Raw genomic sequence first — 19,267 nt, forward strand, 5'->3', positions numbered from 1 at the left:
GATTCGTGTAAACGGAAAAGGCAAACCGTTTCCGGTTTGCGTTGCGCGTGTTTTAACCGACTGTCGCCCGCGCAAAGCGCGCGCCCTCCGCCGCGTGAAACAAGGCCCGAAACCGGCGTTGCCGCAAGGCGTCCGAAGCGGCCGCCCGGACGTCCGGGCGGCCTGCTCAGGGACGCGCCAGCAGCGCCGCATCGGGGTTCGGCACATGTCCGGGCTCGCAGCCGAAAAACCGCGCCTCGAAGGCGGATTGCGGCAGCGGCCTTTCGAACAGATAGCCCTGCCCGTAATCGCAGCCCAGCTCGATCAGGGTTTGCAGCGCGGCCTCGGATTCGATCCCCTCGGCCAGCGCGACAAAACCGAATTTCTTCGCCAGACCGATGATCGCCTCGACGATCTGGCGGGCGTCGCCATCGGCCTCGATGCCGCGCACGAAACTGGCGTCGATCTTCAGCGTCGTCACCGGCATCCGGCGCAGATAGGTCAGGCTGGAATAGCCGGTGCCGAAATCATCGATCGCCAGCGCGATTCCCATCTTGCGCAGGCGCTGCAGCGCCTCCATCGCGCCCGGGATGTCGACGGCCAGCTGATCCTCGGTCAGTTCGATCTGCAGCCCGAAGGGCGGCGCGACATCGTCCGAAGTCTTCCAGCCCACCCGCACCAGCGCCGCATCAAGCACCTCGGCCCAGTCCTGCGCCGCAAGGCTGGAGGCGGTCTGGTTGATCGACAAGGTCCAGTCGGCATGCACCAGCCCCGCCCAGCGCCAGCGCGCCTGCACCGCCACCGCCCGGCGCAGCACCATCCGGTCGATCGCGGGCATCAGCCCGGCCTTGGCGGCCACCGGCAGAAACGCGCCCGGCATCACCAGCCCATGCCCGGGCCGGTTCCAGCGCACCAGCGCCTCGCAGCCGCGCGGGCGCTTGTCATCCAGCGCGAAGATCGGCTGGAAATGCAGCTCGAATTCGTCATTTTCCAGCGCGCTGACCAGCGCCACCCGGGTTTCCAGTTCGCGCAGCGCCTCCGCCCCCATCGAGGGCTCGTAGATCATCACCGCCCGGCGGTCGGATTTCGCCGCATACATCGCCAGATCGGAATTGCGCAGCAGCGCGTCGCGGCTGTCGCCATGGCGGCCATAGCAGGCAATCCCCGCCGCGGCCGAGGGCCGGTAATTGTGCAGCCCCGGCAGATCGAGCGGCCGCGCCAGATGGTCCAGCAATTCCGCCGCCCGTCGCAGCGCCGCCGCCTCGTCGGCATTGCCGATCAGCACCACGAATTCGTCGCCGCCGATCCGCGCCGCCAGCTCGCCCTCGGTCAGCGCGGCGCGCAGCCGGTCGGCGATCACCGTCAAAAGCAGATCCCCGGTCTCGTGGCCAAGCGAGTCGTTCACCGACTTGAACTTGTTCAGATCCAGATACATCAGCGCGAAACTTTGCCCCGCGCGCGAGGCGAAGCCGATCCAGTCGTCGATCCGCTCGGCCAGCAGGCGGCGGTTGGCAAGGCCGGTCAGCTGGTCGAACTGCGCCATGCGCTGGTTGTCGGCCTGGGTCTGGCGCAAAAGCGTCAGATCGGCCAGCATCGCCACATGGCCCAGATTGACCCCCGCCGCATCGGTCAGCCGGGTGATCCGCGCCCAGCAGGTCAGCTGGCGGTCGTCCTTTCCGTGCAGCGTCACCTCGCCCTGCCAGCTGCCCTCGGCGCGCGCAAGCACCTGACGCAGCCAGGAGTCGGTCTCGGACATCCCCGCCATGATCCAGCGCGTGCCGGAGCGCGGCGTCACCAGCGCATCCAGCAGCAGCGCCGGGGTGGCGCCGGGGGCGATGCCGCTCATGCGTTCAAAGGCCGGATTGGTCCGCATCACCCGCAGCCCCGGATCGGTGATCACGATCGCATCCGAAGATTGCTCGAAGACCCGGTCGGCCAGCCGTTCCACCTCGCGGGTGCGCAATTCCTCGGTGACGTCGCGGGCCCGGGTGAAGACGCCGATCACCGCGCCGTCGTCGTCGAAGACCGGGCGGCGCTCGGTCAGCAGATGCGCCGGGCGCGGCGTGCCGGGAGGGCCGTCATGGGGCCGGGTCGGACGCAGCACCGATTCCTCGACGATCAGCGCCGTGCGCCGCGCGATCACCCCGGCCTCCAGCCCGTTCAGATGCCGCGCCAGCTGCTCGTCCATGAATTGCGACCGCCGCCGCCCCTCGATCTCGGCGGGGATGCGGCCGAAGGGCTGGGCATAGGCCTTGTTGGCGATCACCACCCGGCCCTCGGTATCTGTCAGCGCCACCGGGTCGATCGTGCTTTCGATCAGAAGCCGCAACAATTCGGGATTGCCCGCAGAGGTGCCGGTTTCGATCGGCAGCAAGACCAGCCACCAGCTCGCCCGTTCGGCCTCGGGCGTGTCGGGCGCGGCGACGACATGGGCGTGAAAGCTGTGCCGCGGCCCGTCCGCGCGCCCGATCCGCAGCCGCAGCGCCACCGCGGGGGCCCGGCTCGCGGCGTCGGGGGGCAGGAAGGCCGCATCCAGCGCCTGGGTCAGCGCCCGCGCCTGGCTGCGCGACAGCACCGCCCGCAATACGCCCGAGCGCTCGCCGGTGCCGCCATCGCCCAGCAGCGCCCGCGCCGCCGCATTCGCATCGAGGACGCGCAGCCCATGGGTCAGCCGCAGCACCGGCACCGGCAGCCGGCGCAGCAATTCGCCCGGCAGATGCACCTGTTCGGCCGGATGGTGCAGCGCAAGCTCCAGCGCCGCCGCCTGTTCCGCGCAACTCACCCGCAGCCGGTCGAGCGCCGCGCGCAGCTCGGCCTGCGCCGCCTCGGAGGGCGTCGCCGCCTGCTGCGCCAGCGCCGCTTCCAGCGCCCGCAGGCGGGTCTCGATCTCGGCCATGGGGTCGTTGACGCTCTCGGGCGCCTTCGGAGGCGGACCGGCGGCAGGCAAAAGGGCGGCCAACGGATCCGCGGCGGGGGATGAAGGGGGCTTCCAATTCATGAAAGGACGCTCCTCGGGCGTCGGCAAAAGCGAGTCGGGTGGATATCTTTGTTCGCCATGAACGGTGAACCGCGACCATCTGTCAACTTGGCAGTTTTCGAACGCAAGCGGCGGCTCGCGCAAAAGATGTGCAGAAGGGCTTCTGAAAATCCGCAAAAGGCCGGGTTTCGTCGCATTTTAGCGAAGAATACCTGGTGTTCCGACCTTGCGGGGCATCGGGGCGGGGCGGGATTCGCAAAGCCTTAGGAAAGCCGCGGCACGCTCGCCTTGGTTGCAAATGGGTGCCTTCAGATGTCGGAAACAACTCTTCCCCGGATCTCCTTTCCCCGAAATTCCCTGCGTCGCGTGATGGTGATGACGCTGGGCATGCCGGCATTTCTGGCGCTGCTGTTCGGGGTGTTCCTGATCGTCGAGCGCTGGACCGCGCTTGGCGATGCCCGGCAGGTGCAGCGGTTGATGGCCCTGGCCGAGGCGGCCGCGGCGGTGGCGCATGACCAGCAGCTCGAACGCGGCATGACCAGCCTGTTCCTGAACGGCAAGGATGCGGCGGCGCCCGACAAGCTGACCGCGCAATGGGCGCAGACCGATGCTGCGCGGGCGGCGCTGATCACCCGGGCAGAGACGATCGGACTGGACGGGCTGCCGCCGCAGGTGGCGGCGCTGGTCGCGGAGTTGCAGGGCGATTTCGACAAGAGCGCCGATCTGCGCAGCGCGGTCGATGCCCGCGCCATCCCCGCGCCCGAGGCGATCGACTATTACACCGAAATGAATGACGACGTGCTGCAGCTGGTCGAGGTGGTGGCCAGCGCCAGCGCCGATGCCGAGGTCAATGCCCGGATCACTTCCTATGCCGCCTTCATGACGGCGAAGGAACGCGCCGGGCTGGAACGCGCGCTGGGGGCGGGGGCGTTCCGCAAGGGGACCTTCGACACGGCGGTGCTGCTGAAGATGCGCGCGATGGTGGCGCAGCAGGACCAGGCTTTGCAGTTCTTCGCCGCTTTCGCCACCGAGGAAGACCGGGCGACGGTGACGCGGCTGCAGGATCTGCCCGCCGCGGCCGAGCTGGCGCGGATGCGCGAGATCGCATTTCGCTTCCCCGAAACGCAGGATCTTGGCGGGGTGACCGGAGAGGCGTTTTTCGCCACGACGACGGCGCGGATCGAGGCGATGAAACAGCTTGAAACCGAGATCGGCGCCCATATCGCGGCGGCGGCGGCGGAACGGGCCCGGATGGCGCTGATCGGCTTTCTCGGGTATGGCGCGATCATCGCCGGGGCGCTGCTGGTGTCGATGCTGACCGGGACGTGGTCGGTGCTGCGCACCGAATCCGACGTCGGCGCGCTGGTGCGGGCCGCCGATGCGATGGCGGGGGGGCAGCTGGACGTGGTCCTGCCGGAACCGCGCCTGCGCGAGACGGCGCGGATGGGCAGCGCGCTTGACAGTTTCCGGGTCAGCATCCTTGACGGTCAGGAGATCGCCCGCAGGGCCGAGGAAGAGCGCGAGGCGCATCGTCAGTCCGAGGCGCAGCGCGAGGCGGCGGCGCGGGCGGGCAAGGAGGCGCGGCTGGCGCGCGAGGCCGAGGCGGCGCGGCTTGAAGCCGAGCGCGACCGTCAGATCGCCGCCGAGATCTCGGCGGTGGTGACCGCCTGTGCCGAGGGCGATTTCTCGCGCCGGATCCCGCTGGACGACAAGGAGGGGATCCTTGCCCAGATCTGCGCCGGGCTGAACCGGATCGGCGAGATCACCGATGCCGGGATCGCCGAGGTCAACACCGCGCTGCGTCATCTGGCCGAGGGCGATCTGACCTATCGGATCCGCGACGGCTTCGTCGGCGTCTTTGCCGAGATGGCGCGTTCGGTGCGGGCGGCGAATGACAGCATCGCCCGGACCGTGCTGACGATCGAGGCGGCCTCGGTGACGATCGACGGATCGAGCAGCGAGATCAGCACCGCGGCCAATGATCTGGCGCGGCGCAGCGAGCAGAATGCGGCGATGCTGGAGCAGACCGCCTCGGCGCTGGAGGAAATGTCGGGGTCGATCGGCTCGATGGCGGGGATCGCCAATGACGCCAAGGACCGCATGCGCGAGATTTCGCGCCGGGCCGAGACCGGCAATGGCATCGCCACCCAGGCGATGGAGGCGATGGACAGCATCCGCCAGTCTTCCGAACGCATCGCGGGGGTGTTGCAGGTGATCGACGACATCGCCTTTCAGACCAATCTTCTGGCGCTGAATGCCGGGGTCGAGGCGGCACGGGCGGGCGAAAGCGGACGCGGTTTCGCCGTCGTCGCCTCCGAGGTGCGGGCGTTGGCGCAGCGGTCCTCCGATGCCTCGCGCGAGATCGCGCAGATCATCGGCACGGCGACGCAGGATGTCGGCCGCGGCGTCGAGATGGTCGATCAGACCGCGGGGGCGCTGGGGCAGATCGTCGGCACGATCCGCGAGGCGCTGGACCGGATCGAGCACATCGCCGGCGCCGTGGGCGAGACCGAGGTCGGCATCGCCGAGATTTCCAAGGCGACGACGGAACTGGACCGGGTGACGCAGCAGAATGCCGCGATGTTCGAGCAAACCAATGCCGCGCTGGGCGCCTTGCGGATCGAGGCCGATGCGCTGGTGGCCAATGTGGCGCAGTTCCGCACCGACAAGGACGAGCTTTCGGCGCCGCGCGGCCGCGCCGCCTGACGCCCCGCCGCGTCGCCGTTACACCAGACCGCCAAGGGCGGGGGCGCGTTGCCGGTCCAGATAGTCGCGAAAGGCCGCTTCCTCGAGCGGCGGCGCGAAGAGATAGCCCTGCAGGATGTCGCAGCCCATCTGCCGCAGCGTCTCGGCCTGGGCCATGGTCTCCACCCCCTCGGCGATGGTGGCCACGCCAAGCGTGCGGGCGATCTGCACGATCTGCCGCACTAGATCGGCCTCGTGCGTGTCGCGGCGCAGCGCCGCCACGATGCGCCGGTCGATCTTCAGCGCCGCGGGCCGGATCTCCATCAGCCCGAGGATCGAGGTCTGCCCCGAGCCGAAATCGTCGATCTCGATGTCGATCCCCTCGGCGCGCAGCCGCGCCAGGGTTTCGCGCAGGTCGCAGCCCTCCTCCTGCCAGTCGCCGGTCTCGCGCAGCTCCAGCGCCACCCGGGTCCGGCCGCGCCCGACCCGCCGCACCGCCGCGGGCAGCGCCGGATCGTGCAGACGCCCGGTGCAGACGTTGAAGCTGATCCGTGGCAAGATGATCCCCGTCGTCTCGAGCCGCTCCAGCACCGCGGCGGTCTTTTCCATCATCACCCGGTCGATCTCGGGGACGATCCGCAGATCGCGCGCCACCCGCAAGAATGCATCGGGCGTCAGCAGGCCGCGTTCGGGATTGCGCCAGCGTACCAGAACCTCGACCCCGGCCAGCCGCAGATCCTGCGCCCGGACCTGCGGCTGGAACCAGGGTTCGAATTCGTCCCGCTCGAAGGCGGCGCTGAACTGCGCCGCCATCATCCGGTCGAGATGCATCTGCTCGGCCATCGCATGGTCGAAGATCTCGACCCGGTTGCGCCCCGTCGCCTTCGCCCGATAGAGCGCGGCATCGGCGTAAAGCTGCAATTCCTCGGCCAGATCGGTGATGTTCTTCGCAATCACCACGCCAAAGGAGGCGCTGATCCGGCAGGGATGGCCGCGGTAGCGCAGCGGCTCGTCCAGCCCCTTGCGCAGCCGCTCGAGCACCTTGCGCGCCCGGACCTCGGTGCTGCCGGGCGCGAGCAGCAGGCAGAATTCGTCGCCGCCAAGCCGGGCGGCGAAATCATCCGCCTGCAGGCTGCTGCGCATCAGATCGGCGACCCGCATCAGCACCCGGTCGCCCGCCTCGTGGCCCAGCGTGTCGTTGATCTGCTTGAAATGATCGAGATCGATCTGGATCAGCACGCAATCGCGCGGCCCGCCCAGCTCTGCCGCGCGCAGGCGGGTCTCGATGTGGCGGTCGAAATAGCGCCGGTTCGGCAGCCGCGTCAGCCCGTCATGCAGCGCCAGATGCTCGTTTTCGCCGCGCATCCGCTCGGCCAGCGCATAGGCGCGTTCCAGCTCGGCCTCGCGCAGGACATCGGGCGTGGCGTCGTAAAGCGCGCCGGTCCAGACCACCGTGCCGTCGGGCTTCGCCTCGGGCAGCGAGGCCGCCATCAGCCAGATCTGCCCGCGTTCGGGATGGATGTAGCGAAACCGCATCCGCCAGGGCGTCAGGCTTGCCGCGCTCTGCCGCGTCATCTCTTCCATCGCCACGCGATCCTCGGGCAGGACCCGGTCCAGCAGGCCGCCGCCAAGCCGGTCGATCGCGGCGCGATCAAGGCCCACAAGCTCGCTGAACCGGCCGCTCGTATAGGGAAAATCGGCGCTGCCGCCGCGGCTGCGGCGATATTCGAACAGCCCCACCGGCACGATGTCGAGGATCGAGGCGATGCGCGCATGCGCCAGCCGGATCTCCTCGGCGGCGGCGGTGGCCCGGGCCTCCATCTCCAGCCGGTCGGTGATGTCAAGCGCCTTGCCGAACCAGCGCACCCGCCCGTCGGCCTGCACCGAGGGCGAGGCCCAGAGATTGACCCAGCGCGTGCTGCCGTCGGGCAAAAGCACCCGATGCCGCGCCTCGACCTGCGACAGCGTCTCGCGCGAGCGTTCGAAGGCGGCATAGACCGCCGCGAATTCCGCGGGCGGGATGTTGCGAAACACCGCCGGGCCGCCCGCCAGCATGTCGGCCGCGGTGACGCCCAGAAGCTCGACGAATTTGTGGGTGAAATAGGGGAAGGACACGATGTCGCCGCTGCGCTGCATCTCGAACAGCGCCCCGGGGACGTTCTGCGCGATCGTGTCCAGCCGTTCATGCGCCAGCCGCAGCTCTTCGAGCGTTTCGGCCAGCCGCGCCTGCATCGCGCTTTGCTCGGTCACGTCCAGCACCGAGCCGTACCAGATCACCGAGCCGTCGGGCTGGCGCACTGGCATCGAGGACAGCTGCATCCGGCGCAGGCCCTTTTGCGGATGCAGGAGCCGGTAGAGGATGACGAGCGGCGTCAGGCTGTCGCGCGAGGTCCGGATCGCCTCGGTCAGTTGCGGGGCATCCTCGGGGTGGATGTTGGCGGCGGCGGCGGCGCCATCGGCCTCGATCGCGGCCCGGGGCACGCCCAGCAGATCGGGCAGACGGGCGCTGAAATAGGGCAGGTCGATCCGGCCCGAGGGAAATTCGCGGTGTTCGAACAGCGCCCCCGGGGCCTTGTCGGCAAGCGTGTTCAGCCGGTCGCGTGCGATCCGCGCCGCCTCGGCCGCCTCTGCCAGCCGTTTTTCCGCTTCCTTGCGCGCGGTGATGTCCTGGAACGCGCCGCAGATGCGGACCGGCTGGCCGTCTTCGAACTGCGCCTCGCCCAGCGACAGCACCCAGATCCGGGTGCCGTCGGCGCGGATCAGCGGCAGCTCGAACTGCCAGGAGGTGCCGTCGCGCATCGCCGCCGCGACCGCCTCGGTGACCACCGGGCGGGCCTCGGGGGCGTAGAAGTCGATCGCGCTTTCCAGCGGCGGCACCGTGCCCGGCGGCATGCCATGGATCCGGCAGGTCTCGTCGGACCAGTAGATTTCCTCGCTGCGCACGTCGAGTTCCCAGCAGCCGAAGCCCGCCAGCGCCCCGGCCTTTTCCAAAAGCCCCTGCACCCGGCGCAACTGCCCCTCGCGTGCCCTTGTCGCGTCGATGTTGCGGCGCACGCCGTAGATCCATTCCGGCCGTCCCTGCGCGTCGCTGATCTGCAGCCGTCCGACATCGCGCACCCAGATCCAGCGGCCATCGCGATGGCGCATCCGGGTTTCGACCTCATACCAGGGGCTTTCGCCGGCGAGATGACGTTGCAACTCGTGCTGGGCCCGCTGCAGATCGTCGGGATGACACAGCCGCCGCCAGGTGTCGATGCTGGGAAGGGCGAGCTCCCCCGGCCGATAGCCAAGCATCAAGCCCCAATGGTCGTTGCAGCGCAGGGCGCCGGTCTGCAGGTTCCAGGCCCAGGTGCCAAGCTCCCTGTGGTCGACATAGCGGGCGATCTCGTCGCGTTCGGCCCGGCAGCGGGCCAGTTCCTCGGCGCAGGCCGCTTCGGTGACGACGGCGCGGCCGGGCTGTGCCGGGCGCGGGCGCAACAGGGTGACATGGCAGGGCAGGACCGGCGCCCCCGCGCGCGCAACCCCGAGACGCAGCGTCGCCGCCGTCTCCTCCGAGGCGAGCCAATCCGCCATCCGTTTCCGGTCGGGGGGCGCGAAAAGATCCGTCAGCGCCGTTCCGGCCTTTGGCGCGGCGATCCCGAACAGCCGGGCGGGATCGAGGACGGCGGTGATCCGGCCGGTGGCGTCGAAATCGATCAGGACCGGCGGCGGCGGGTCGTCGCAGGTCTCTGGTGCGGCTTCTCCTGCGGCACTTCCGAAATCCGGTGCAGTGAGCATTGATGACCCCCAGTGCCCTGCCGGCCGAGGCAGGACCTTCCCTCCCGCAGAAAAGGGACCATAATTTGGTTAATGAAAAATTAACGATTTATTAACGCTGCAGGGCGGCAGGGTCTGGGGCGGGGGCTCGCCGCGGCGGTCCGGCCGTGTCCCGGCTCTTGCAAGCCGCGATTGCGGGTTGTAAGAGGCGACAAGCGCGGGTGTTGTGTAATGGTAAGACCCTAGCCTTCCAAGCTAGAGACACGGGTTCGATTCCCGTCACCCGCTCCAATCCTCCGATATCTGCAAGCCGGGCCCGCCGCCGTTCCGGATGCCTCGGGCAGAGGCCTTGTGCAGGGAAACCGGGCCCTTGCGGCCGGGCTGCACGCGCGCGACTCTTCCAATCCGACGCACGGCGGGGCCGGAGGGGGCCTGGGCGAAGGCCTGCGACGCCCCGCAGCTGCGCAGGGCAAGAGAGCGAACACAAAGCTCTGGAGGAGGATTGGCGATCCCGGGAGGAGTCGAACCCCCGACCCGCTGCTTAGAAGGCAGCTGCTCTATCCAGCTGAGCTACGGGACCGCATGCCCCCCTTTTGCGCCAAGCGCGAAAGGCATGCAAGCATTCACAGCGCCCGCGTCATGAAGACCGAGTTCGGATCGTGCCCATAGCCCTCGAACGGGCCGCATTCGACGAAGCCTTCGGCCAGATACAGCGCCCGCGCCGGGCCGAAACTGTCCTGCGATCCGGTCTCGAGGCTGATCCGGGCAAAGCCCAGACGCCGCGCCTCGCCCACCAGATGCACGACCAGCGCCCGCGCCAGCCCCATGCCGCGCATCTCGGACAGCACATGCATCGATTTCACCTCGGCATGATGGGCGTCGATCCGCTTCAGCGCGCCCATGCCCACCGGCCGCCCCTCGAAGCGCAGCACGTAAAACCAGATCCCCGGCGCCGCCAGCGCCGAGGCGGGCAGCATGTGGATCGATTCGGGCGGCGTGTCGGCGTGCATCGCCACCGTATGCCGTTCGTGCAACAGCGCCAGATCCGGCGCCAGCGGCGAAGAAAGGGCGATCTCGATCATGGCTTGCCTCCTGCTGTTTCCGTGTCGCCGCCGTTCTGGCCCGGGCGGGCGGCCAAGTCCAGCCGGGCCAGCGCCGCATCCGCCGCGGCAAGGGTCCGGGCGCTGGCCCCCGCGTGCTCGGCCAGAAAGGCCGCGATCGCGGCGCGGTTGTCCTGCGGCGGTTCGGCCAGTGCCGCCAGCAGCGCCGCCCGGTCGGGCAGGCTTTGCGCCACGCCCGCAGCTGCCGCCTCGGCAAAGGGATATTCGATCGTGTGCACCTGCGGCCCGGTCAGCACCGGCTTGCCCAGCATCAGGGGCTCGATCACGTTATGGGCGCCCTTCGGGCTGAAGCCGCCGCCGACAATCACCCGGTCGGCCAGCGCGAGGTAAAAGAACATCTCGCCCAGGCTGTCGCCCAGAAAGACATCGGGCGCGGTGATCGGGCCGAGGGGCGCCAGATCGGGGCCAAGCGCGGCACTGCGGCGCAGCACGTTCAGCCCCGCCGCCGCAAGCCCCGTGGCCACCGCGTCAAAGCGTTCCGGCGCGCGGGGGACATGCACGAACAGCGGCGCGGGGCGGTTTTCGGCCCGGGCCCGCGCGGTGATTTCAGCGATGACGTCGGTGAAAAGCGGCTCTTCCGCCTCGACGCAGCTGGCGAGGGTGATCACCTCGCGCCCGGCGGCAAGGGCGGGGCGCAGGCGGGCGGCGGCGGCGGGCAGGGCGGGGGGCACCGGCTGGTCAAAGCGCAATTCGCCGGTGACGGTGATCCCGGTCAGCCCCGTTGCGGCGAAACGCTCGGCCTGCAGACGCGATTTCACGAAGGCCCCGGCCAGCTGCGCAATCACCCGTTGGCGCAGCCGCAAGCCCTTGCTGTCACGGGCAAAACGGCCCTGCGTGTAGATCGCGTTCGCGGCGAAAAGCGGAACGCCCGCGGCGCGGGCGGCCAGGATCATCGCGGGCCAGATCTCGACCTCCAGCGTCAGGCCCAGCCGCGGGCGGCAGGCGCGCAGGAACCGGCGCCAGCACCAGCCCATGTCCAGCGGCACCCAGACCACCACGACCCGGCCCGCGGCGATCTCGGGGCCGAAGGCGCGGGCGGATTCGCTGCGCCCGGCCGGGGTGAAATGCGTCAGCACCACGGTTTCGCCGCGATCAAGCATCCGCCGCACCAGCGCAAGGGCCGAGCGCATCTCGCCCAAGGAGACCGCATGCACCCAAAGCGCGCCCTGCGGCAGCGCCCGGCGGTAAAAGCCGAAGCGTTCGGGCAGGGCCTGCAGATAGGCGGGGTCACGGCGGCCGCGGCGCCAGAGATACAGCAGCACAAAAGGCAGGCCGAAAAGCCAAAGCAGCCGGTAAAGCGCCATGAACAGCCGCAGGATCATCGGTCGGTTTTCCTCAGTGCCAGCAGCTCGCGGGCGAGCGGCGCCAGTTCGGCCCGGGCCGTGGCGACCAGCGCGCGGGCGCGGTCTTGCGCGGTGGGGGCGGTTTCGGCCACCGCCCGGGCCAGGGTGGCGCCTGCCTCCGGGCCGGGGTCGATGCGCTGCGCGAGGCCCGCGGCGGCGAGATCGGCGTAATCGGTGGCGAAATTATGCGTGACGGGGCCCGAAAGCACCGGCAGGCCCAGACAGACGGCCTCCCAGGGGTTATGGCCGCCGATGGGGCCGAAACTGCCGCCGATACAGGCGACCCGGGCCAGCCGATACCAAAGGCCAAGCTCGCCGAAACTGTCGGCCAGATAGACCTGCGTTGCGGCCTCGGGCATCCCGCCCGTGCTGCGCCGGGTGCTGCTCAGCCCGGCTGCTGTCAGCGCATCCAGGATCGCCTCGGCCCGGGCGGGCAGGCGCGGGGCCAGGATCAACAGCCAGCTCGGGTTCTGCGCCGAAAGCGCCCTGGCGGCCGCGATCACCACCGCCTCGTCCTCGGCATGGGTGGAGGCCGCAACCCAGATCTTGCGGCCCGAGAGCGCGGCCTGAAACCGGGACAGCTCGGCCGGATCGACGCCCAGCGGCGCCGCGGCGGGCTTGAGCGAGCGCATCACCCGCACGCTTTCTGCCCCCAGCGCGCGCAGATGCCCGGCCGAGACCGCATCCTGCGCCGCGATCAGGGAAAACCGCCCGAGCACATCGCGGTAAAGCCCGCCCAGCCGCGCCCGTTTCGCCGCCGCCCTGGCGCCGATCCGGGCGTTCACATAGGCCAACGGCACGCCGCGCGCGGCAGTGTCGCAGATCGCGCCCGGCCACAGATCCTGTTCCGACCAGATCGACAGATCCGGGCGCCAGTGATCCAGAAAACGGCGCAGGAAATCGGGTCCGTCCAGCGGCAGGAACTGATGCACCGCACCCGCGGGCAGGTTCGACCCCAGCACCTGCGCCGAAGACCGCGCCGTCGAGGTGATCAGCACCGAGAGGGCCGGGTCCTCGGCCTGCAGCGCGGCGATCAGCGGGCGCAGCGCCAGCACCTCGCCCAGACCCACCGCATGCAGCCAGACCAGCCGCCCCGCAGGCCGCGCCGCGGTCGGACGGCCCAGCTTTTCGGGCAGGCGCGCGGGATCTTCCTTGCCCTGCTTCAGCCGCCGCGCCAGCACCGCGCGCATCAGCGGTTGCGCCAGCCGCCGCGCCGCCAGATAGGCGCGCAGCTGCCAGCCGTCATCGGCGGAACGGGCGTTCATCTTGGCGCTCCTTTCGGGTCCGGGGCGAAAATCGCGCGGACCCTAGGGCGGCGGCACGTCTTTGTCCATCCGGCCCGCTCAGACGAGGCCAAGCCCCACCGCCGCGACGAAACCGACATTGCACAGCACCATCAGCCCGACGGCCAGCGAGCCCAGATCCTTGGCGTCCTTGGCCGCCCGCGACCATTCGGGCGAGATCCGGTCGGTCAGCACCTCGATCGCGGTGTTCAGCGCCTCGACGGCCAGAAGCAGCGCGAAAAGCACGCCAAAGCCCAAGAAGTGCGCCGCCGACGCACCGAAAAGCGCCAAAAGCCCCAGCGCGACGGCGCCCAGGATCAGTTCCTGCCGGGCGGCGGTCTCGCGCCAAAGCCGCCCCATCCCGGAGAGCGAATAGCCGGTCGCATCGATCAGATGCCCCAGCCCCGGCCGCGGCGGCACCACCTGCGGCGCGGGTTCTTCCGGCTTGGTCATCACGCCCCCCCCTTGCGGCAGTCGTGGCTCAGATCCAGCGCATCCTTGCGCACCGAGGTCCGGATGTCGAGCAGGCCCAGCACCGAATGGAAGAGGTTGTCATGCGACACCGCCGCCCCGGATTGCGCCGCCAGACAGGCTTGCGGCACCTGCATCGCGTCCTGGAAGGCCTGCGACAGCCAGATCACGAAGGGCACCTTGCGCTGTTCGTCAGGCGCCATGAACATCGGCGCGGCATGCAGATAAAGCCCTTTCTCGCCAAGGCTTTCGCCATGATCCGAGACGAAATACATCGCCGGGATCACGCGGTCTTGCGCCGCCATCATCCGCACCGTCTCGGCCAGCACATGATCGGTCATGCGGATCGAATTGTCATAGGCGTTGACGATTTCCTCGGCCTTGCAATCGGCAAAGGCCGAAGACCGGCAATCGGGTTTGAACACCGCCTGATCGGCCGGGTAGCGCAGGTAATAGGCCGGCCCGTGGCTGCCGATCATGTGCAGGACGAGCACGGTGTTTTCGGTGATCGTCTCCATCCGCGCCTTGATGATCGGCAGGAAGGCGGCATCGGTGCATTCGCCCCCCGCACAGGCGGCCGGATCCAGCGTCGCATCGACCCGCGTCACCGGGCCCAGCCGTTTCGCCACCTGCTGATCGCCGGTGTTGTTGTCGATCCATTCCACCTTCAGCCCGGCATGGGCCAGGATGTCGACCAGATTTTCGCGGCCAAGGAAGCGCTTTTGCGCATAGCCCTCGGTGCCCAGATCGGAAAACATGCAGGGCACCGACACCGCGGTCGAGGTGCCGCAAGAAGAGGTGTCGGTGAAATTCACCACGTCAAGTTTCGCCAGTTCCGGGGTGGTGTCGCGCCCATAGCCGTTCAGCCCGAAATTCTGCGCCCGCGCGGTCTCGCCGACGAAAAGCACGAAGAGCACCGGCTTTTGCGCCGCCTGCAGCAAGGGCCCCGGGCGGGCATCGCGGCCATAGGGCGCGGCGGTGATGTCGGCGGTAGCAAAGCGCAGCACGCCATAGCGCGCCATCGCCCGCAGCGGCGCCCCGGGCTGGAAGGCGGCCAGCATCTCGCGGTGGTTGCGCACGGCGGGGGCGAAGCTGCGGTAATTGCTGACCAGAAGCCCCAACAGCAGCGCCGTCGTCAGGGCAATCCCCAGCGGCCAGCGCCAGATCAGGCTGCGCAGCCGCACCGGCTTCAGCGGCAGGACGAAGATCAGCGCCGCGGGCAGCACGCCCCACAGCCCGATATCGCGGAAAAACTGCAGCGTGAACAGATGCTTGCTTTCCGTCGTCGTGGTCAGCATGGCGTTCTGGATCATGTCGCGGTCGATCAGCACGCCATAGGCGGCGCGGAAATGCTCGGCCACGGCGGCGGTCAGGATCATCAGCGCCAGCGCTGGACGCTGCAGCCGGGGCAGGGTGACAAAGGCCATCAGCAGCAGCAAAAGCACGCTGACCGAGGCGCCAAAGGCCACCAGCGCCACCGGATCCTTGGCGAAGACCCGGAAGATCGCCGACCACAGGCCGCCGTTCAGCGCCAAAAGCAGATAGGCCGCGACCAGCAGATTGAGCCCCCAGGGGCTCAGCTGCACCCGCGACGGGGCGGGGGCCCTGCCGGGTCCGGGCGGCGAAAAGGGAAGGGGGGTGCTCGACATCTGGTCCGTCTCCTTGCGGGTCTTGCCGTCGATCTCGCCGCGCTGCCTTGCGCCAGCCTTACGATCGCGGGCGGGGGCGGAAAAATCCTCGTCAAAGGACGCGGGCGCGGTTATGCCGGGGGCATGCGTCTGCTTCTGGTCGAAGATACCGCCGATCTGGCCGAGACCCTTGCGCGCCATCTGCGCGCCGAGGGCCATGCCGTCGATCTGGCGACCGATGTCGAGGGCGCGCGCACGGCGCTGGCGGTCAGCGACTATGCCTGCGTGATCCTGGATCTGGGCCTGCCCGACGGTTCGGGGCTGGCGGTGCTGCGCGACTGCCGCGACCGTGGCGACCGCACGCCGGTCATCATCGCCACCGCCCGCGACCAGATTTCCGACCGTATCGCGGGGCTGGATGCCGGGGCCGATGATTACGTGGTCAAGCCCTTCGATCTGAACGAATTGTCCGCCCGCATCCGGGCCCATGCCCGGCGCGCGCAGGGCGTGCCCGAGGCGCGGATCGTGCTGGGCGAGCTGGAAGTGGACCGGGCGCTTGCCCGGGTCTGGCGGGCGGGGGCCGAGGTGCGGCTGACGGCGCGGGAATGGGCGCTCTTCGAGGCGCTTTTGGGCGCGCGCGGCCGGGTTCTGGGCAAATCCGCGCTGGAAGAGGCGCTTTACGCCTTTGACGACCGGATCGAGGGCAATGCGATCGAGGTCTATGTCTCGCGGTTGCGCGCGAAGCTGGGCCCCGCGGTGATCGAGACCCGGCGCGGTCTGGGCTATGTGCTGCCATGAGCCGCGCGCCGCTGTCGATCCGCAACCGGCTGTTGCGCGCCGTGCTGGGGGTGGTGGCGCTGGGCTGGCTGGGCACGGTGGCGCTGACCGCGCTTTTCATCGACCGCGAGATGAGCGAGGGCTTCGACGAGGAGCTGGAACTGGTCGCCGAGACGACGATCCTCGCACTCGAAACCGGCAGCAATCCGGCGGTGCCGCGGCTGGTGGGGGTCTCGCCCGGGCAGGATCAGCGGCTGTTGCGGATCATCCGCCCCGGCGCGCCCGAACCGGCAGTGCCCTGGGTTTCGCCCGCGGTGGACGGCTATTTCGATCACGCGGGCTGGCGCGTTTTGCGGCGCAGCGGCGATCACGAAGTGGTCGAGGTGGCGCATAACCAGGCCTGGCGGCGCTCGGAAATGGCCGAGGCGGCGGTGTCGCTGCTGATCCTGGTCGGCCCGGTGGTGGCGCTGCTGATCCTTGGCATCCGGCGGGCGCTGCGCCGCGCGCTGGCGCCGCTTGACGATCTGGCGGGAACGATTGCCGGGCGCGGTCCCGACGATCTTTCGCCCCTGCCCGAGGCCGGTCTGGCGCGGGAATTGCGCCCGCTCGCGCACGGGCTGAACGGCTATCTGGCGCGGATCGACGATCTGCGCGCGATCGAGCGCCGCTTCGTCGCCAATGCCGCGCATGAGCTGCGCACGCCGATCGCGGCGATCCGGGGGCGGCTGGATCTGCTGGGCGGGCCGGGGGCGGCGGCGGCGCTGCCGATGCTCGATGATCTGACCCGGCGGGTGGAGCGGCTGTTGCAGCTGTCGCGGTCCGAGGCCGGGCTGGGTCTGGGGCGCGGCCCCTCGGATCTGGTGCAGGTGGCGCGGCTTCTGGTCGAGGAGGCGCGGCGGCAGGGGGCAGAGGTGCGCTTCGACGATGGCGATGTCGAAAGCCTGAGCCTGCCCGTCGATGCCGATGCGCTGGCGATCCTGATCCGCAACCTGCTGGAAAACGCGCTGGAACACGGCACCGGGCCGGTGCGGGTGGTGATTTCTCTGGCCGGTGACGGCGGCGGAGCGGCGCTGATGATCGAGAACCCGACCGCGCAGACGGCCTTTGTCGAGGCGCCCTTTGCCAAGGGGCCGGGCTCGCGCGGGTTGGGGCTGGGGCTTTCCATCGTCGCGGCCCTGGCGGCGGCGATGGGCGCCAGTGTCGACAAGACCATCCGCGCCGGGCGGGCGCGGGTGGTGGTGCGGTTTTAAAGCCAGCTTTCGACGACGTTGCGCAGGTCGATCCGGGCGCGCAGCTTCGTGGCCAGAAGATAGACGCCGCCGAATTTGCGCTGCAGAAACAGGCTGTCCACCGGCGGGAAGCGGAAATGATGCCGATGCGACTGCAAGGCCAGGCTTTCGTCGCGCATCCGCAGCGCCAGATCGTTCTGGCCGAAATCGTAAAACCCGGGCTGACGCAGGGGCTCGACCGACATCCGGAACATCTCGAGCAGCAGCGCCTCCAGATCCTCGGGCATCTCGGCATGCAGGAAACCGATCTCGCGCGCGGCATCGCGCACGCCGGTCATGTCGTCATCGAGCCCCGCGCGTAAAAGCCGCCGATAGCGGTCGGCAAAAGCCTCGGGGAATTCCCGCGTCGCGCCGAAATCGAGCAAGATCACCCGCCCCGTTGCCGGATCGTAGCGGAAATTGGCGAAATTCGGGTCGGTCTGCATCAGCCGGTAGTCGAAGAGTTCGCGGAAGATCAGATCGACGATCAGCCGCATCACCCGGTCGCGTTCCGCCTGCGGCGCGGTTTCCAGGCTTTCGATCGGCACGCCTTCGACAAAAGACATCGCCAGAACCTCGCGCGTGGTCAGATCGGCATGCAGCGCGGGCACGGTGAAATCGGCACTGTTTTCCTTGAGTTGCCCGAACAGCGCCAGATACTTGCCCTCGCGCTCGTAATCGGCCTCTTCGTGCAGCTGCCGCTTCGCCTCCTCCAGCATCGGCGCGATATCGAGCCCCTTCGGCACGAGGCCCGAAATCTTCATCAGCGTCGCGACATTGTCGACATCCGAATCGATCGACTTGCGCACGCCCGGATATTGCACCTTGATCGCCAGATCGCGGCCGTCTTTCGTCCAGGCCCGGTGCACCTGCCCGATCGAGGCGGCGGCGATGGGATGCACGTCGAATTTCTTGAAATGCTTGAGGAAATCCGGACCCCAAGCGGCGATCAGCACCTTTTTCAGCTGCGCGGGCGGCATGAAATGCGCCTCGGCGCGCAGCCGGGCCATGATCTGCGACAGCTCGGGCGGCAGCATCTCGCCCGCGTCCATCGACATCAGCTGCCCCATCTTCATCGCCGCGCCGCGCATCTGCGCCAGCTTGTCGGCGACCTTGAGCGCGTTTTGCGGCGTCAGCAGCAGATCGCTCATCACCGGGCGCTGGCCGCGGGCAAGGCTTTTCGCCCCCTCGGCCATCACCGAGCCCGCGATGCTGGAGGCCAGCCCGCCAAGCTTCGCCGCGCGCACGAAACGCGAGGACGGCACGGGCATGGGTTTCATATCGGGCTTGCGCTCGGTCATGGTCGCTCCGGATTTGGGTTTGGGTCAGATAGGACGGGGCTCAGCCCCGGCAAGAGCCGCCGCCGCCGCAGCCACAGCCGCCGCCCTGGCGCGGCGCATCGCGCAGCACCGGAACCGCCTCGGCCGCATGATCCTGGCCGCCACAGCCGCAGCCGCGCCCACCGCGACGGCGCCCGTGGCCATGCCCGCGCCCGTGGTGATGCCCGCCGCCGCCACAGCCGCAACCGCCGTGGTCGTGCCCGTGGTCATGGTCATGGCCGCCGCAGCCGCCCTGACCGTCGCAGCCCTCGCGGCCGTGATCGCCACAACCGCAGCCCTCCAGATCCTCCAGCCGCATCCCCGCGGCCGAAAGCGCCTCGACGATGGCCACGGCAAGCGAAGCCGCAGCGCTGGCCGGATCGGTCTCTTCCTCGCTGACCACGGCCAGAACGCCGCGCGCCGCCATCCGGTCGCCGAAAGCCTCGGTCGCGGCGGCGGAAATCACCGCCGTCATGTCGTCGAACGGATGCGGGGAGGCGGGATCCTCGGCGGGCATCCGCAGCGCCTCGGGCAGGTCGATCCGCGCCACTTCCTGCGCCTTGGCCCCCGCCGCGACCTCGTAGATCAGGAACGGGCCGGTCTCTCCGGCCTGGCCGGAAATGGTGCGGAAATTCTGGCTGGCGACAGCGATGAGCATGG

At 69.2% G+C, this 19,267-nt stretch carries 12 protein-coding genes and 2 tRNA genes; 4 read left to right on the forward strand and 10 right to left on the reverse strand.

Annotation, left to right across the window (positions count from 1 at the left end; translation table 11 throughout):
• Nucleotides 1–166: 166 nt before the first annotated feature.
• A complete protein-coding gene (locus tag RCAP_RS18260) occupies nt 167–2,875 on the reverse strand; it encodes a sensor domain-containing protein (RefSeq protein ID WP_023910985.1) in 2,709 nt (902 codons plus the stop codon).
• A gap of 456 nt (nt 2,876–3,331) precedes the next feature.
• Here RCAP_RS18260 and RCAP_RS18265 point away from each other — a divergent pair, with 456 nt between their 5' ends.
• On the forward strand, nt 3,332–5,662 hold the full coding sequence (locus RCAP_RS18265; protein ID WP_181443874.1) for a methyl-accepting chemotaxis protein: 2,331 nt from the start codon (nt 3,332–3,334) through the stop codon (nt 5,660–5,662).
• 18 nt (nt 5,663–5,680) lie between these two features.
• Here the strand turns inward: RCAP_RS18265 and RCAP_RS18270 are convergent, their stop codons facing one another.
• Entirely contained in the window at nt 5,681–9,418 is a 3,738-nt protein-coding gene (locus RCAP_RS18270) for a sensor domain-containing protein (protein WP_013066389.1), read from the reverse strand.
• A 196-nt stretch (nt 9,419–9,614) separates the two neighbouring features.
• Here RCAP_RS18270 and RCAP_RS03240 point away from each other — a divergent pair.
• Nucleotides 9,615–9,688: transfer RNA gene (locus tag RCAP_RS03240), tRNA-Gly, on the forward strand.
• A gap of 212 nt (nt 9,689–9,900) precedes the next feature.
• Here the strand turns inward: RCAP_RS03240 and RCAP_RS03245 are convergent.
• The 6 genes from RCAP_RS03245 to RCAP_RS03270 all read right to left on the reverse strand — a co-directional run bounded on the left by RCAP_RS03245 (nt 9,901) and on the right by RCAP_RS03270 (nt 15,264).
• Nucleotides 9,901–9,977 (reverse strand) — tRNA-Arg (locus RCAP_RS03245).
• Nucleotides 9,978–10,020: 43 nt separating this feature from the next.
• Nucleotides 10,021–10,479: a GNAT family N-acetyltransferase gene (locus RCAP_RS03250; protein WP_013066390.1), complete on the reverse strand. Its 459-nt coding sequence runs from the start codon at nt 10,477–10,479 to the stop codon at nt 10,021–10,023.
• On the reverse strand, nt 10,476–11,840 hold the full coding sequence (locus RCAP_RS03255; protein ID WP_013066391.1) for a 3-deoxy-D-manno-octulosonic acid transferase: 1,365 nt from the start codon (nt 11,838–11,840) through the stop codon (nt 10,476–10,478). Before RCAP_RS03255 ends, RCAP_RS03250 begins: the two co-directional genes overlap by 4 nt.
• A complete protein-coding gene (locus RCAP_RS03260) occupies nt 11,837–13,126 on the reverse strand; it encodes a 3-deoxy-D-manno-octulosonic acid transferase (RefSeq protein ID WP_013066392.1) in 1,290 nt (429 codons plus the stop codon). The genes RCAP_RS03255 and RCAP_RS03260 overlap by 4 nt, the downstream gene beginning before the upstream one ends.
• 78 nt (nt 13,127–13,204) lie before the next feature.
• A complete protein-coding gene (locus tag RCAP_RS03265) occupies nt 13,205–13,597 on the reverse strand; it encodes a diacylglycerol kinase (protein WP_013066393.1) in 393 nt (130 codons plus the stop codon).
• Nucleotides 13,597–15,264 (reverse strand): phosphoethanolamine transferase, encoded by a 1,668-nt coding sequence (locus RCAP_RS03270; protein ID WP_013066394.1) that lies wholly within the window; start codon nt 15,262–15,264, stop codon nt 13,597–13,599. The genes RCAP_RS03265 and RCAP_RS03270 overlap by 1 nt, the downstream gene beginning before the upstream one ends.
• A gap of 123 nt (nt 15,265–15,387) precedes the next feature.
• On the opposite strand from RCAP_RS03270, the gene RCAP_RS03275 reads away from it, so the two are divergent.
• A complete protein-coding gene (locus RCAP_RS03275; protein ID WP_013066395.1) occupies nt 15,388–16,041 on the forward strand; it encodes a response regulator transcription factor in 654 nt (217 codons plus the stop codon).
• The gene (locus RCAP_RS03280; RefSeq protein ID WP_013066396.1) at nt 16,038–17,270 is read left to right on the forward strand and encodes a two-component sensor histidine kinase; all 1,233 of its coding nucleotides are present in this window, start codon (nt 16,038–16,040) and stop codon (nt 17,268–17,270) included. The genes RCAP_RS03275 and RCAP_RS03280 overlap by 4 nt, the downstream gene beginning before the upstream one ends.
• Here the strand turns inward: RCAP_RS03280 and RCAP_RS03285 are convergent.
• Both RCAP_RS03285 and RCAP_RS03290 read right to left on the reverse strand, forming a co-directional pair.
• Nucleotides 17,267–18,589: an ABC1 kinase family protein gene (locus RCAP_RS03285; RefSeq protein WP_013066397.1), complete on the reverse strand. Its 1,323-nt coding sequence runs from the start codon at nt 18,587–18,589 to the stop codon at nt 17,267–17,269. The two genes, RCAP_RS03280 and RCAP_RS03285, sit on opposite strands and share 4 nt — an antisense overlap.
• Nucleotides 18,590–18,629: 40 nt before the next feature.
• The gene (locus RCAP_RS03290) at nt 18,630–19,265 is read right to left on the reverse strand and encodes a NifB/NifX family molybdenum-iron cluster-binding protein (RefSeq protein WP_013066398.1); all 636 of its coding nucleotides are present in this window, start codon (nt 19,263–19,265) and stop codon (nt 18,630–18,632) included.
• Nucleotides 19,266–19,267: the final 2 nt, after the last annotated feature.

The organism is Rhodobacter capsulatus SB 1003 (assembly GCF_000021865.1).
Taxonomy (GTDB): domain Bacteria; phylum Pseudomonadota; class Alphaproteobacteria; order Rhodobacterales; family Rhodobacteraceae; genus Rhodobacter; species Rhodobacter capsulatus_B.

Coding starts and splice junctions, on each gene's coding strand:
- RCAP_RS03275 (WP_013066395.1), top strand. CDS start 15,388: ATGCGTCTGCTTCTGGTCGAAGATACCGCCGATCTGGCCGAGACCCTT.
- RCAP_RS18265 (WP_181443874.1), top strand. CDS start 3,332: ATGACGCTGGGCATGCCGGCATTTCTGGCGCTGCTGTTCGGGGTGTTC.
- RCAP_RS18260 (WP_023910985.1), bottom strand. CDS start 2,875: ATGGCCGAGATCGAGACCCGCCTGCGGGCGCTGGAAGCGGCGCTGGCG.
- RCAP_RS03270 (WP_013066394.1), bottom strand. CDS start 15,264: ATGTCGAGCACCCCCCTTCCCTTTTCGCCGCCCGGACCCGGCAGGGCC.
- RCAP_RS18270 (WP_013066389.1), bottom strand. CDS start 9,418: ATGCTCACTGCACCGGATTTCGGAAGTGCCGCAGGAGAAGCCGCACCA.
- RCAP_RS03285 (WP_013066397.1), bottom strand. CDS start 18,589: ATGACCGAGCGCAAGCCCGATATGAAACCCATGCCCGTGCCGTCCTCG.
- RCAP_RS03255 (WP_013066391.1), bottom strand. CDS start 11,840: ATGATCCTGCGGCTGTTCATGGCGCTTTACCGGCTGCTTTGGCTTTTC.
- RCAP_RS03265 (WP_013066393.1), bottom strand. CDS start 13,597: ATGACCAAGCCGGAAGAACCCGCGCCGCAGGTGGTGCCGCCGCGGCCG.
- RCAP_RS03290 (WP_013066398.1), bottom strand. CDS start 19,265: ATGCTCATCGCTGTCGCCAGCCAGAATTTCCGCACCATTTCCGGCCAG.
- RCAP_RS03250 (WP_013066390.1), bottom strand. CDS start 10,479: ATGATCGAGATCGCCCTTTCTTCGCCGCTGGCGCCGGATCTGGCGCTG.
- RCAP_RS03260 (WP_013066392.1), bottom strand. CDS start 13,126: ATGAACGCCCGTTCCGCCGATGACGGCTGGCAGCTGCGCGCCTATCTG.
- RCAP_RS03280 (WP_013066396.1), top strand. CDS start 16,038: ATGAGCCGCGCGCCGCTGTCGATCCGCAACCGGCTGTTGCGCGCCGTG.